The organism is Caldalkalibacillus mannanilyticus JCM 10596 (assembly GCF_000615945.1).
GTDB classification, from domain to species: Bacteria; Bacillota; Bacilli; order Caldalkalibacillales; family JCM-10596; genus Bacillus_AT; species Bacillus_AT mannanilyticus.
Window position 1 is genome coordinate 1 of sequence record NZ_BAMO01000057.1, and the last position, 17,043, is coordinate 17,043.

Below are 17,043 nucleotides of genomic sequence, written 5' to 3' on the forward strand. Positions count from 1 at the left end.
TCGGTGAAATCGAGGCACAGCTCTTGAAGCTAGAGGGGATCCATGAAGCGGTGGTTGTGGCACGTGAAGATGCGGCAGGTCAGAAACAATTATGTGCCTATCTGGTTTCGGATCAGGCGTTAACAGTTAGCGAGTGGAAAGGGCGGCTAGCCAAGTCGCTACCAAGCTATATGATTCCAGCTTACTTTGTACAGATGGAAAAGCTTCCGCTCACACCAAATGGCAAAGTGGATCGCAAAGCGTTGCCTGCACCGGAAGAAAGTATGCAAACAGGGACAGAATATGTAGCCCCTCGTACCTTGCTAGAAGTAAAGCTAGCACAGTTATGGCAAGAAGTACTGAAAATAGAGAAGGTGGGAGTACAAGACAACTTTTTTGACCTTGGAGGACATTCACTTCGAGCCACTGCTTTAGTCAGCCGAATACACAAAGAGTTGGATATAAACCTTCAGCTTAGAGAGATTTTTCAGCATCCTACCATTGCAGAACTAGCCAATCTTTTATCAGATATGGATCACAATCAGTATGTTTCCATACCTGTTATTGAAGAACAAGAGCATTACCCTGTTTCTTCAGCCCAAAAGAGGCTTTATATTTTACATCAGCTGGAGGGGGCAGAACTAAGCTATAACATGCCAGATTTTATGATCCTAGAAGGCATGTTGGATCGTCAGCGGTTTGAAGCTGCGTTTCAAAAATTAATTGATCGTCATGATACTCTGCGAACCGGATTTGAAATGGTAGGGGGACAACCGGTACAGAGAGTACATCGAGAAGTGAAATTTACTGTGGAGTATCCTCAAGCTGGGCAAAAGTCGGTTGAGGAAATGATCCAGCTATTTGTAAAAGAGTTTGAATTGTCTAAGCCTCCTTTACTCCGTGTCGGACTAATCGAGTTGGAAAAAGATCGTCATCTCTTCCTATTTGATATGCATCATATTATTTCAGATGGAGCTTCTATGGGGGTTCTGATCCAGGAATTGGTGCAATTATACGAAGGGTCCGAGTTGCCATCACTCCCGATCCAATATAAGGATTATACTGTTTGGCAACAATCTGAAGTTAAACAAGCAAGGATAATGAAACAAGAAGCCTATTGGTTAGATGTCTTCTCTGGAGAATTACCTGTACTAGAATTGCCGACCGATTATGTGCGACCTGCCGTGAAAAGCTTTGAGGGAGATACCTTAGAGTTTGAAATCGATGCAGAACTAAGTGAGGAATTGAAGAAACTTGCAGCTCAAACAGGAAGCACCCTCTACATGGTGATGCTTGCGTTATATACTGCTTTACTCCATAAATACAGTGGACAAGAGGACATCATTGTGGGTACTCCGATTGCAGGAAGGCAGCATGCTGATTTAGAACCAATAATCGGGATGTTCGTTAATACATTAGCTATTCGAAGCTTTCCAACAAAAGATAAAGCCTTCTTAGAATACCTGCAAGAAGTAAAAGAAAAGACCCTATATGCCTTTGAAAATCAGGAATATCCATTTGAAGAATTAGTGGAGAAGATTGAAGTAGCAAGAGACGTGAGTCGAAATGCTTTATTTGACACGATGTTTGTCTTGCAAAATATAGAACAGGATCATATTCAGTTCAAAGATCTGCAACTACACTCTTATCCGAGCACATATCAAACAGCGAAGTTTGATATAAGCTTTGATGCCACTGAATCAGATCAAGGGATTATTTGTAACATTGAATACGCAACATCTCTGTATAAAAGAGCCACAATTGAACGAATGGCAAGACATTTTATAAAGCTCGCTGAGGAAGTGATCAAGGCACCTCAATCTAAATTGTCTTATTTAGAGGTTGTCAGTGAAGAAGAAAAGAAACAGATCATAGAAGTGTTTAATGACACCTATGCAGAATACCCACAAGAAAAAACCATCCACCAACTATTTGAGGAGCAGGTGGAAAAAGTACCTGATGCCATTGCCGTCGTCTATGGAGATCAGCAGATAACGTATCGAGAGTTGAATACCAGAGCCAATCAACTTGCTCGCCTTTTAAGAGCAGAGGGAGTTCAAGTGGATCATCTCGTAGCCATCATGGTAGACCGATCTATAGACATGGTTGTCGCGATACTTGGGATCTTAAAAGCAGGTGGAGCTTATGTACCTATCGATCCGGAATATCCAGCGGATCGCATTCGTTATATGCTAGACGATTCTGGTGCAAAGCTTTTGTTAACACAGTCTCACCTACAAGATGACATTTCATTTGATGGCATGATCGTGAAGCTGGATGCCGATTTGGACAATTATGATGATAGCTCTAACCTTGACTCTATCAATGAAGCAAATGATCTGGCTTATGTTATCTACACTTCTGGGACAACGGGGAAACCAAAAGGAACATTAATTGAACATAAAAACGTCGTGCGATTATTGTTTAATAGTAAAAACCTGTTTGATTTCAATGCATCAGACTCGTGGACATTATTCCATTCCTATTGCTTCGATTTCTCTGTATGGGAAATGTATGGCGCCCTTTTATATGGTGGTAGATTAGTGATTGTTCCTTCGCTCATTGCTAAGAATCCACAACAGTTTCTACAGTTGTTGAAACAGGAGCAAGTCACAATATTGAATCAAACACCTACCTACTTCTATAAATTACTGCAAGAAGAACTTGCTGAAGGTGATTTGGGAGTAAGTCAGCCATTAAAGCTAAGGAAAGTTATTTTTGGTGGAGAGGCTTTGAGCCTTATCTTCTAAAAGATTGGAAGAAAAAACATCCTGAGATTCAATTGATCAATATGTATGGAATCACTGAGACCACGGTGCATGTTACCTATAAAGAGATAACAGAAGTAGAAATTGAACAAGGGAAAAGCAACATTGGAGTTCCTATTCCTACCTTGAGTGCTTTCATTTTAGATGAAAATAAGCATCTTCAACCAATAGGAATTGCTGGTGAGCTGTATATAGCTGGAGAAGGTTTAGCGAGAGGATACTTGAACCGCCCAGATTTAACAGCAGAGAAGTTTGTGGATCATCCGTTTATTCCTGGAGAGAGAATGTATCGCACAGGTGATTTAGCCAGATGGCTTCCAGATGGCAACCTCGAATATATCGGCAGAATTGACCATCAAGTCAAAATACGTGGATTTAGAATCGAATTAGGTGAAGTAGAAGCCCAATTGTTAAAATTGGAATCCATCCGTGAAGCCATTGTTCTAGCAAGAGAGGATCAAGCAGGACAAAAGGATTTATGTGCTTATTTCACAGCAGAGCGTGAATGGAGTGTGAGTGATCTTAGAGCATCCCTATCTCAAGAATTACCAACGTACATGATTCCTTCTTATTTTGTACAGCTTGAGCAGATGCCTTTGACTTCCAATGGAAAAGTAGATCGCAAAGCACTACCAGCACCGACTGCTAACCTAGCAACCCGAACAGAATATGTGGAACCTCGATCAGAGATGGAGCAGAATCTAGTACAGATTTGGGAAGAGGTACTTGGGGTTGAAAGCATTGGAATAAAAGATCATTTCTTTGAGTTAGGGGGACATTCCTTACGAGCCACGACCTTAGTAGCCAAAATCCACAAAGAGTTGAATATTGAGCTACCTCTAAGAGCCGTCTTTCAACTACAAACTGTGGAAGAAATGGCGAAAAAACTCGTAGAAATGGAACAAATTCAGCATGTTTCTATTCCACAAGCTGAAGAAAGAGAAATCTATCCAGTTTCTTCTGCTCAGAAGCGACTCTACATCTTGCATCAAATAGAAGGGGCAGAGCTCAGCTATAATATACCGAATGTCATTCTACTTGAAGGAGTGTTGGAACGGGATCGTTTGGAGAAAGCATTCCATCAGCTCATTGATCGACATGAAACATTGCGAACGGGATTTGAAATGGTTAAAGGTGAGCCCGTGCAACGAATTTATCCAGAGGTAGCCTTTGACATAGAGTATGTACAGTCCACAGAGCAAGATGCTGATAAGATCATACATGGCTTCATAAGAAAATTTGATTTAGAAAAAGCCCCATTACTCCGAGTGGGCTTGGTCAAGATCGAAGAGAAGCGACATCTTCTTCTCTTAGATCTGCATCATATTATTTCTGATGGAGTTTCAATGGAGATCTTAATTGAAGAGTTCGTCAGTTTCTATCAGGGTGAAGAAAAAGCACCATTAAATATTCAATATAAGGATTACGCTGTATGGCAGCAATCTGAAGCGCATAACGAGCAGAAAAAGCAACAGGAAAAATATTGGTTAGAGGCTTTAGGTGGTACTCTTCCTGTCTTGGAAATGCCAACGGATTATACTAGACCATCGGTTCGAAGCTTTGAGGGAGCGACAGTGGACTTTGTCATCTCTTCACAAGAAAGTAAGGCTATAAAAGAGCTGGCAAAAGAAACAGGGTCCACCTTATATATGGTTTTACTCGCGGCGTATACAAGCCTTCTGCATAAATACAGCGGCCAAGAGGATATCATTGTGGGAACTCCTATAGCTGGTCGGAAACATACGGATCTTGAACCGTTGATTGGAATGTTTGTTAATACGTTATCCATTCGAAATTATCCTTCAGGAGAGAAAAGCTTCCTAGAGTTTCTGAACGAAGTGAAGGAAGCATCATTAAAGGCTTATGAACATCAGGAATACCCATTTGAAGAACTGGTGGAAATCTTAAACATTCCAAGAGATGTTAGTCGTAATCCTTTATTCGATACCATGTTTGTGCTTCAAAATATGGATGAGATGAAACATGGAATCGAGGGCTTGTCATTAAAAGATTACTCGTATGAATATACCATCGCTAAATTTGATTTAACATTGAACGTATTTGAAGCAGATGATCAACTGCTATGCAGTTTTGAATACGCAAGTGCTCTCTATAAGCAGGAAACCATTGAACGAATGGCCAAACATTTTGTTCGTTTTATTCAAGCGATTCTCCATCATCCTGTGGAAAAAATATCGTCACTGGAGATCATAACAGATGCAGAAAAAACTCAAATGTTGGAGAGATTTAACAACACGGTACAAGAGTATCCAAGCGAGAAAACGATCCATCAGATGTTCGAGGAGCAAGTAGAACGTACACCTGATGCTATCGCCATCGTTTTTGAAGATCAACAACTCACCTATCGTGAACTGAATGAGCGAGCCAATCAGTTAGCTCGCACCTTGAGAGCTAAGGGAGTGCAGGCAGATCAGCTTGTGGGAATCATGGCAGAGCGTTCTCTAGAGATGATGATTGGAATCTATGCAGTCTTAAAAGCGGGTGGAGCTTATGTTCCAATTGACCCAACTCATCCAGAGGAGCGCATTCGTTACATCATGGAGGATGCCAATGCCGATGTCCTGCTCGTTCAGCGCCATTTACTGGAGCAAGCGGCGTTTGATGGAGTTTGCCTCGTCTTAGAAGAGGAGGAGATCTATCACGAGGATTGTTCGAACTTGGGAGCGATGAATCATTCTAGGCATCTTGCCTATGTCATCTATACCTCTGGAACCACAGGAAAACCAAAAGGGGTGATGATTGAACATCATTCTGTAATCAACCGAATCCTGTGGATGCAGGAGAAGTATCCGATTACAGCGAGCGATACCATCCTACAGAAAACCGCGGTCACCTTTGACGTTTCGGTTTGGGAGTTATTCTGGTGGGCAATGGTTGGATCTAAGGTCTGCTTGCTCTCCGTAGGAGGAGAAAAGAGCCCTGAGGTGATTCTAGATACGATCGCAGAGCATAAGGTCACGACAATGCACTTTGTCCCTGCTATGCTTCATGCCTTCTTAGAATATCTCGAGCATCAGTCAGGCTCAGAGCCAGAAGAGAAGCTATTCTCCTTACGACAAGTGTTTGCCAGTGGAGAAGCGTTAACGCCATCTCATGTGAATCGCTTCGTTCGTCTAATCACACCAGTGAATCAAGCTCAGATCATTAACTTATATGGACCGACAGAGGCGACAGTCGATGTATCTTACTTTGATTGTCCATCCAATGAAGAGTGTGTTAGCGTCCCAATCGGAAAACCAATTTCCAATATCCAGCTCTACATCGTCAACGAAAACAATCAGCTACAACCAGTAGGAGTAGCAGGAGAATTATGCATCGCTGGAGTGGGCTTAGCCCGTGGATACTACAACCGTCCAGAGCTGACAGCGGAGAAATTTGTAGAGAATCCATTTGTCTCAGGTGAGCGTATGTACCGCACGGGAGATTTAGCCGCTGGTTACCAGATGGGAATATTGACTACTTAGGACGCATAGACCATCAGGTCAAAATTCGTGGATTTAGAATTGAGTTAGGTGAAGTAGAAACTCAACTTCTAAAAATAGATTTCGTTCGAGAAGCCATTGTGATCGACCGTGAAGATGAATCAGGAATGAAGCATTTATGTGCTTACTTGGTGATGGAGAAGGAGCTAAATATCAAGGAATTAAGAGTCACTTTAGCACAAGAGCTCCCAAGCTACATGATCCCATCGTACTTTATTCAGTTGGAAAAAATGCCATTATCACCAAATGGAAAGATTGATCGTAAAGCTTTACCAAAGCCAGAGGGAGTGATCCAAACAGGTGCAGAATATATCGCACCACGTACTCCTCTGGAAGCGAAGCTGGTGCAAATCTGGCAAGAAGTCCTCGGAATTCAACGAATTGGGACAAAGGACAATTTCTTTGAACTTGGTGGACATTCCTTACGAGCCACCTCCTTGGTAGCTAAAATACACAAAGAAATGAATGTTGAGATCTCATTACGAATGGTGTTCCAATCTCCAACGATTGAAGAGATGGCAGCAAGTATGGAGAGATTAGATCAAAAAAAATACAGCTCTATTCCTGTGGTGGAAGAGAGGGAATATTACCCCGTTTCATCAGCTCAAAAAAGACTGTACATTTTACATCAGTTGGAAGGGGCAGAGTTAAGTTATAACATGCCAGATGTGATGGTTTTACGAGGTCAATTGAATCGAGAACGCTTTGAGGACGTATTCCGTAAATTGATAGACCGACATGAAACCCTACGAACCAGCTTTAAGATCGTCAATGGGGAAACGGTTCAAAGAATCCATGAAAAAGTAGATTTTGCCATAGAGTTCATGCAGCTCAATGAAAGCCAGGTTCATGATGAAATTCAACGTTTTGTACGAGCATTTGATTTAGAAAAGGCTCCCCTACTACGTGTAGCGTTGATTCAGTTAACAGAGGAACATCATATTCTAATGACCGATATGCACCATATTATTTCGGATGGAGCATCCATGAACATCCTGATACAGGAAGTAGTTCAATTATACAGAGGTGATGAACTAACTCCGCTTCGTATTCAGTATAAGGATTACGCCATGTGGCAGCAGATTCAGATGCAAAACGAACAAATGAAGCAACAGGAAGCCTATTGGTTAGATGTCTTTTCTGGAGAGCTTCCCATTTTGGAACTGCCAACAGAGTTTGTGCGTCCAGCCGTTCGTAGTTTTGAAGGTGAGGTTAGAGAGTTTACGTTTGATCTCATGCTAACAGAACAAATCGGTAAACTGGCTGAGGAAAATGGAAGTACCATGTATATGGTTTTATTGGCGGCATATAGTACATTGTTATCTAAATATAGTGGTCAAGAAGATCTTATCGTAGGAAGTCCCATTGCTGGAAGAGCACATGCCGATGTAGAGCCACTGATAGGAATGTTTGTTAATACATTGGCACTTAGAAGTAAACCAGTGGGAGAGAAAACATTTGTAGAGTATTTAGAAGAAATAAAAGAAACGACCTTAAAAGCTTACGAGAATCAAGATTATCCATTTGATGAACTGGTAGAAAAGCTGGATATTGAAAGAGATTTAAGCCGAAATCCGTTATTTGATACCATGTTTATTTTGCAAAACTTGGATGATGTAGAACTGGAGATGGACTCCCTAACGGTGAAGCCTTACGTTCTGGAGCATACAGTAGCGACTTTTGACTTGTCCCTAACGATGTATACGGAAGACGGTGTACTGAAAGGTGCTTTCGAATATTGCACCAAATTATTTACGCAGAATATGATTGACAATCTAACAGAGGACTTTAGGAATCTATTGTCACAGATTTGTGCAAATTCTCAAATAGCATTGAAAGAGATTCAGTTTGATGAAGGCACAGATCAGGATGAATCATTACTAGAAACGGTTGACTTTGTATTCTAAATAGTATCTATTAACCGGCACAGTGTGTGCTAAACATAGGCAAAATAGCACACACTGTAAAGGTTTTTAAACAATAAGTGAGGTGGAACGATGAAGGCGCGTTTTGAACATGAAGAGGCTTTTTGGAAGCAACATTTTGACGCTGAAGATACCTTAACAACATTACCCTATGGAAAATATTCAAGAAATACGATGAAGACAGGAACTCATTCCATCTATGCTACACTCCCATCTACGCTTTCTCAAAGAATGATATCAATTGCCAGAGGCTCTCATATGACTTTATTCATCTTATTGTTAGCAGGGATTGAATGCTTACTGCAAAAATATACCAATGAAAAAAGGATGATTTTGGGTATACCGATCATTCAAAAGGAAAATTCTACTCGACGAATGGTGAATCAAGTAGTGATGCTAAAAAATGAAGTGAGTAGAGAGGACACATATAAAACTCTATTAACTGGGATCAAACAATCACTAGAGGAATCGCTAAAGCATCAAAACCTGCCATTCTTAAAAATGGTTCAAAATTTGGATATTCAATACGATGTGAGTGGGCTGCCTATTGTTAACACGATTGTCTGTTTAAAACAACTACATACCGATGATTTCAATAAAAATATTGTTTCAGATATCCAATTTGAATTTGACTTAGAGGATCAAGCGATTCATGTGCATGTAAGATATGACCAGACTCGTTATGATCAAGAGTTTATTGAACAAACGCTTCAACATCTTGAAGAGGTATTCAACGGAGTGCTATATAACCCGGAGTTTCCAATACATAAGCTGAATATTTTAACAGAGAGAGAACAGGAACAATTAATAGACGACTTTAATAGCACTTCAGGAGATGGAGTATATCCAAAGGAGAAAACGATTTATCAGCTGTTTGAAGAACAAGTAGAACGTACTCCTGATCGAATAGCTGTTGTGTTTGAGGAGCAACAGCTGACGTATCGGGAATTAAATAAAAGAGCCAATCAATTAGCACGACATCTGAGAGAGCAGGGGATACAAGCAGAGGAACTAGTAGGAATTATGGTCGAACGCTCTTTAGAAATGGTTGTAGCGGTACTGGGCGTGCTAAAAGCTGGAGGGGCGTATGTACCGATTGATCCAGAATATCCAGAGGAACGAATTCATTACATGCTTGAGAACAGTGGTACTCGTTTTCTCTTAACTCAAGGATCATTAGCAAAAACGATCAACACGAACGTTGAGGCTTATATTCTTTTGATGGATGATGCTTCCTTATATCAAGGAGACTCTTCCAATTTAGCTCCGATTGCTAGACCTGAGAATTTAGCGTATGTGATCTATACTTCTGGAACAACTGGGAAAGCAAAAGGAGTTATGATTGAACATCACAGCTATATTAGTACAATGCACGCTTATCAAGAAGCGTATCGTTTGGGTGGCGATTCCTTTAACCTAGCACAATTGGCAAGCTTTTCGTTTGATGTTTTTGCTGGAGATATGGCTAGAGCGTTACCTAATGGAGGAACTATTTTTATTTGTCCTAAGGAGATAAGAATTGACCCTGTTGGATTAGCTAAATACATAGAGAAACATAGAATTAATATTTTCGAATCTACTCCTGCTTTGATTATTCCATTGATGCAGTATGTCTATGATAACCAGATTGATGTTTCTTCCTTAGAACTGCTCATCACAAGCTCAGATAGTTGCAGTGTAGAGGAGTATCGCAAGCTTCAGGAACGGTTTGGAGACCGTATACGCATTATTAACAGCTACGGTGTCACGGAAGTAAGCATTGATTCCAGTTACTACGAAGAACCTCTGTCTAAGCTTCCGCTATCTGGAAGTGTGCCTATTGGAAAACCGATTTTAAATCATAAATTTTATATTCTTGATGACAATAGAGAGGTTGTTCCTATAGGAATACCTGGAGAACTGTGTATTGGCGGAGCAGGAGTGGCTAGAGGGTACTTGAACCGAGAAGAGTTAACAGCAGAAAAATTTGTACCCAATCCTTTTGTAGCAGGAGAACGCATATACCGTACAGGGGATTTAGCACGTTGGATGCCAGATGGAAATGTGGACTACATCGGGCGAATGGACCATCAAGTAAAGATACGTGGCTACAGAATCGAGCTTGGGGAAGTAGAAGCTCAATTATTGAAGATAGAAGCTGTTCAAGAAGCGATTGTGATGGCACGTGATGATGAATTCGGAGAAAAACAATTGTGCGCTTATTTCGTGGCGAAGCATGAACTGAGCATCAAGCAATTAAGGGAAGTATTAGCTGAGAGGCTGCCAAATTTCATGGTCCCAGCGTATTTTGTATCGTTAGAACGAATGCCTCTAACACCCAATGGCAAGATTGACCGTAAAGCCTTGCCTGCACCGCAAGAACAAGCTCAGGGCTATAATGAGTACGTTGCACCGCGTACAGAGATAGAAAGACAACTGCTGACAATATGGCAAGAGGTCTTAGGAATACAAAAAATAGGGATAAAAGATAACTTTTTTGCACAAGGTGGACACTCATTGCGTGCTGCAACTCTTGTATTGCAAATACACAAGACAATGAATATTGACCTCCCACTACGTATCGTCTTCCAGTCACCGACCATAGAGCAGATGGCAGAAGAAATGGAACGAATGCAGAAAGGCAGTTATGTATCTATTCCTGTTATTGAAGACAGGGAGTACTATCCCGTTTCCTCAGCTCAAAAAAGATTATTTGTCCTAAGTCAGCTTGAGGGCTCAGATCTCATCTACAATATGCCCGATACGATGATGATCGAAGGAGTTTTACAAAAAGATCAACTTGAACTGGCATTCCAGAAATTGATTGAACGTCACCAAACCTTGCGAACAGGTTTTGAGCTGATAGATGGAGAAACGATGCAGCGAGTTTATGCAGAAGTACCATTTACCTTAGAGTATGTATATGCAATGGAAGCTGAGGTAGAAGAAATCATTCTTCGTTTTGTGCGCAGCTTCAATCTGAACGAACCTCCTCTCATACGAGCTGGATTAATCGAATTGGCTCCTGAGAAGCATGTCATGATACTTGATATGCACCATATCATCTCAGATGGAGTATCTAGCAATCTGCTTATAGAAGAGTTGATCCAGTTGTACGAAGGGAAGGAATTACCACCGCTGCGTATTCAATACAAAGACTATGCTGTATGGCAGCAATCGGAGGCTCAGAAAGAAAAAATAAAACAGCAAGAAGCCTATTGGCTGAATGTTTTCTCGGGAGAACTACCCATCTTAAATCTACCTACCGATTATGCTAGATCGAATGTTCAGAGCTTTCATGGGGATCTATTTGAATTTGATCTTCCACTAGATATGACGGAGGGACTTAAAAAAATAGCAGCTGAAACCGGAAGCACTCTATATATGGTCATATTAGCTTCTTTTACTACGTTATTACATAAGTACAGCGGGCAGGAAGATATGATTATTGGGACGCTGGGAACGGGAAGAACACATGCTGATCTGGAACCTCTCATTGGTATGTTTGTTAACACACTGGCTATACGCAGTTATCCAGCAAAAGAAAAATCATTTCAAGCTTATTTGGAGGAAGTAAAGGAATCCGTCTTGCATGCCACAGAGAACCAAGACTTTCCTTTCGAGGAATTGGTGAAGAAAGTGGAATTGAAGCGTGATGTTAGCCGTAATCCTTTGTTTGATGTCATGTTTGTCTATGAAAATATAGAAAATAATCATGACGAAACGCTAGATTCGCTAAAACTGGCTCCTTATAACATTGAACGAGCTCTTGCTACAACGAAGTTTGATTTGACATTAGCCATAAGTGTGGAGAATAACGTTACCAAAGCACAATTTGAGTATTCTACAAAACTATTTACAGAAAATACAATAGCCAATTTATCAGCCTATATGCTCTCTACACTTAAACAAATCTGTGAAGGACCCTCAATACATTTGAAAGATATTACATTTACAACCTCACAAACGGATGAGGAATCATCGATAGAAGAGATTGAACTAATATTCTGATGAGGGAATAAAATGGAGAGGTGAAAATATTGACCACAATATTTGATAAAGAACGAAACTATTGGCAGAACCTTTTTGACTCTGAAGATCGTTGTACGATTTTTCCTTATAGTAACATGACGACCACAATGACAAATCATGATTCATTTGTAAAAAGCACGTTACCCACTCCTCTTTCAAATAGAATGACAGCTCTAGCCAATGGTTCACCGCTGGCTCTATATCTAATTCTATTGACAGGAGTTCAATGTTTGCTTCACAAGTATACAAATGACGAAAACCTGATTATTGGGATGCCGATCCTGAAGAAAAAAAATGAGGTCGGTCATCCGATCAATACGACTTTAGTATTGAAAAATAAAGTAAATACTCATGACACCTTTAAAACGCTATTTAATCAAGTGAAAACTACTTTGAATGAGGCAATAAAGCATCAAAATCTTCCTTTTCCTGAGATGACGAAACAACTAAATATTCAATACGATAGCAATGGTATTCCGGTTGTGAATACCCTCGTCACCTTAAAAGAGATTCATAGAGATGATTTTGATAAACATGTAGTTACGGATATGGTCTTAGAATTTGATCTAAGGGATGACCTAATTGATTTACAAGTACGTTATAATGATCAGCGCTATAGCCACAGATTGATAGAGCAAATCATCTCTCATTTATACCAAACATTTTCTGTGGTGTTATTCTCTCCAGATCTTGAATTCAGCAAGGTAGATCTGTTATCTGAAACAGAGAAAAATCAACTCTTAACTCAATATAACGAAACAAACATTGGTTATCCAAAAGAAAAATTAATTCATCAATTATTTGAAGAACAGGCAGAAAAAAATCCAGATTCTGTTGCCATCGTCTATAAGGATCAGCAGATGACCTATCGTGAGCTGAACGAAAAAGCCAATCGCTTGGCATGGACCCTTAAAAATAAAGGAGTACAAGCAGAACAATTAGTAGCGATTATGGTTGAACGATCTTTAGATATGATTGTGGGTATCATCGGGATATTAAAGGCAGGAGGAGCCTATGTTCCGATTGATCCAGCTTATCCAGAAGAACGCATAAGCTACATGCTCGAGAATTCTGGAGCAGGTACCTTGCTCTTGAGCTCGCACTTGCAAGGAAAAATAGCCTATGAAGGCCAAATCATCGAATTAGACAATGAGCTTTCTTATCATGAAAACAATTCGAATGTACCGACCTGCAACCTTCCAAGTCATCTAGCCTATGTAATCTATACTTCAGGAACCACGGGTCAGCCTAAAGGTGTGATGGTTGAGCACCGCAATGTTGTTCGATTGTTTTATAATGAACAGCCTCTATTTGATTTTAATCAACATGATGTCTGGACCTTATTTCATTCGTATTGTTTTGATTTCTCTGTCTGGGAGATGTACGGGGCTCTATTATTTGGAGGAAAGCTGGTTGTCGTTCCACATTGGATTTCTAGAGATTCAAAGGAATTCTGGAACTTGTTACTTGAAGAAAAGGTGACTGTATTAAACCAGACTCCATCTGCTTTCCAAAATCTTACTTCGTATGCCACAGGAGATCAAAAATCGGCTACAAAACTGAGATACGTCATATTTGGCGGTGAAGCACTTAAACCGATCATTTTAAAGCCTTGGAAGCAAACCTATCCTTGGATTCAATTTATTAATATGTACGGAATTACAGAAACAACGGTCCATGTGACCTACAAGGAAATCACAGACTATGAAATTGAAAACAATGTCAGTAATATTGGAAAACCAATTCCTACTCTGAGCTGCTACATTATGGATCAGCATTCACAGCTTGTTCCACCAGGTGTAATCGGAGAATTGTGGGTAGGTGGTGAAGGTGTTGCTAGAGGCTACCTTCATAATGCTACCCTTACTCAAGCTAAATTTATGGAAAGTCCATTCAATCCCAACGAAAAGCTTTATCGTTCAGGAGATTTAGCCAGATGGTTGGAAAATGGGGAAATGGAATATTACGGACGTATCGACCATCAAGTCAAAATCCGTGGCTTCCGAATCGAGCTTGGTGAAATTGAAGCTCAGTTATTAAAGCATGATGCAGTGAAAGAAGCGGCTGTCTTAGTGAGGAACGATCAAAGTGGACAAGCTTCGTTATGTGCTTACCTTGTTACAAACCAACAACTAACGGTATCGGCACTTAGAAGCTATTTACTTAAGCAATTACCAAGCCATATGGTCCCTGCCTATTTCTTGCTGTTAGAGAATATCCCGTTAACCTCAAACGGAAAAATGGATCGTCAAAAGCTTCTTGAGTATCCACTTCAAACGAATATAGAAACAGAGTATGAAGCACCAACAACACCTCTTGAAGAAACGCTTGCTGGCATATGGAGCAAGGTATTAGGTCAGCAGAAAATAGGGATGAACGATAATTTCTTTGAATTAGGCGGAGATTCGATTCGAGCGATTCAATTAATCAGTCTAATGAATAATGAATGCAAGTGGAATCTAAAGATTCAAGAGCTCTATCAGCATCCAACGATCAAAGACATCAGCTTATTCATGCAACAAAAAGAGCAGGATGGAAGCATAGATACAGTTGATTTGTCTATTCGAAAAGAGATAGAAGAATGGAAATCTCGTATTCTTCAGCAATATTTTTCCGCAACAGATGAGAATGTAGAAGATATTTATCCCATGAGTGACATTGCAAAAGGAATGATCTTACTATCCCTCGCCAATGAAGGAGAGGGAATGTATCACGATCAATTTGCCTATCAGCTTCAGGAGGCTGGGTTTAGCCTGATCTGTTGAAGAAATCATTAGAATTTATGGTCGCAAAACATGAGATTTTACGCACAAAATTCTTTTTGGAAGGCGATGCTTTCCAAGTCGTGTATAAGAAAGTGGACGCTCACATCACTGAAATTGATCTTTGTGGTCATACCAAACAAGCTCAGGAACAACTCATTCAAACGGATTTTGCCGAAGACAGAGAGCGTCCTTTTCAGTTAAACCAAGAAATAGGTTGGCGAATGAAGCTCTATAAATTAGGAGAAGAGAGATTCGTCATTGGCTGGATTTTCCACCATGCCATCCTTGATGGCTGGAGCGTTGCGTCATTTATGACAGAGTTAATGAATGTCTATTTTCAATATAAAGAAAATAAAGTTGTATCCCCTGTTCGTTTAAAAAGCAGCTACAAAGACTACATCATTGATCAATGGAGCGTCCAACGAACTCCAGAAATTATTGAATTTTGGAAAGAGGAATTGAAGGAATATAAACGTTTTCCAATTCAATCCTATATCGCTCAAAACAAAGAATATCATTCGGTATCTAGAGTATTGGCTGGTGAGTTGTTCAGTAAGCTAAAAGAAGTAGCGCGTAGGCATTCCGCTGATCTGAAAACATTGTGTTTTGCCGCTTATGCCATGACTCTACACATGTTCTCAAATGAAGATGAATTCGTTGTCGGGTTGGTGGAACATGGCAGGCCTATATGTGAGGATGGAGAAAAGATATTAGGTTGTTTCTTGAATACCATTCCATTTAAGGTGCGTTTTGAAGCTAAGGCAACATTAGAAAATATAATTGCCGAGATGAACCAAAAGCGCTTGAAAATGAAAAATTATGGGCGACTCTCTTTGCCCCAAATTGTGGGTGCAGTAGGTGAAGCTCACCATGGAAGCAATCCGTTTTTTGATGTCATTTTTAACTACATTGATTTTCACGTCTATAACCAGGTAGATTCTCAGGATGTCTTTGAAGAAAGCTTGGCTATAGAAGAATTTGAAAAGACAAACACCTTACTGGATATGACGACATCTACTACTTTTGATACTTTACATGTTCAAATGGCTTCCTTTTTACCTAAAGAAATGATTAATAGAATGATTGATTACTATGAACGTATCTTATCTGCTATGGCAGAAGGAACGAATAGAGAGTTTAAGAAGGAAGATTACATTTCTTTGGGCGAAAAACAACAGATTTTGAAAGAGTTTAATGCAACAGCAGTGGAATACCCACTAGAAAAAACGGTTCATCAATTATTTGAGGAACAGGTAGAGCGAACACCGGAAGGAATTGCCGTAGTATATCAGGGACAGCAACTCACCTATCAAGAACTGAATGAGAAGGGGAACCGTTTGGCTCATACCCTAAGAGAAAAGGGTGTGAACAAGGAGCAGTTGGTAGCGATTCTAGCAGAACGTTCTATTGAATTGCTTGTGGGGATTATCGGGGTCTTAAAAGCAGGAGGAGCTTATGTGCCGATTGATCCAGAGTATCCTACTGAGCGTATTCGTTACATGCTGGAAGATTCAGGAGCGCAGGTGCTCTTGCGGCAACAGCATTTACAGGATCGAGTTTCTTATGCGGGGCAGACATTGATTCTAGAGGAAGCCGCCTCTTATAGTAACCAGACTTCTCGTCTTGAGGAAACAAGTGATCCTGCGAATTTGGCGTATGTCATCTATACCTCGGGAACAACAGGGCAACCCAAAGGAGTCATGGTTGAGCACCGTTCTCTAGTCAATCTCTGCACGTGGCATCAAGAAATGTACGAACTAACGGAGAAGGATCGAAGCACGCTCTATGCTGGAGTTGGCTTTGATGCAAGTGTGTGGGAGATCTTCCCGTATCTTCTGAGCGGAGCCACAATTTATGTTGTTGATGAAGATAGTCGTCTAAACCCGATTCAGCTAGAGCAATTCTTCTCCGAACATGACATTACGATCAGCTTTCTGCCAACTCAGCTTAGTGAGCAATTTATGGAAATGGAGAATCATACGCTGAGAGCCTTGCTTATTGGGGGAGACAAGCTGAAGCATTATCAGCCACAGCCATATGCTCTCTATAATAACTATGGTCCAACAGAAAATACGGTCGTAGCGACTGCCTT

General features: G+C 40.5%; 3 protein-coding genes and 1 pseudogene. All 4 read left to right on the forward strand.

Features of this window, described 5'->3' with window-relative positions; all coding sequences use genetic code 11:
- Positions 1 to 8,157: pseudogene (locus JCM10596_RS31540) on the forward strand (amino acid adenylation domain-containing protein); the annotation flags it as partial.
- A 90-nt stretch (positions 8,158 to 8,247) separates the two neighbouring features.
- On the forward strand, positions 8,248 to 12,165 hold the full coding sequence (locus JCM10596_RS21395; RefSeq protein ID WP_025028856.1) for a non-ribosomal peptide synthetase: 3,918 nt from the start codon (positions 8,248 to 8,250) through the stop codon (positions 12,163 to 12,165).
- A gap of 29 nt (positions 12,166 to 12,194) precedes the next feature.
- Positions 12,195 to 14,951, forward strand: coding sequence for a non-ribosomal peptide synthetase (locus JCM10596_RS21400; RefSeq protein ID WP_025028857.1), 2,757 nt, complete (start codon positions 12,195 to 12,197; stop codon positions 14,949 to 14,951).
- Positions 14,948 to 17,043 (forward strand): non-ribosomal peptide synthetase (locus JCM10596_RS26940; RefSeq protein WP_034682010.1); only part of this gene is annotated, 2,096 nt, incomplete at its 3' end. The genes JCM10596_RS21400 and JCM10596_RS26940, both read left to right, overlap by 4 nt.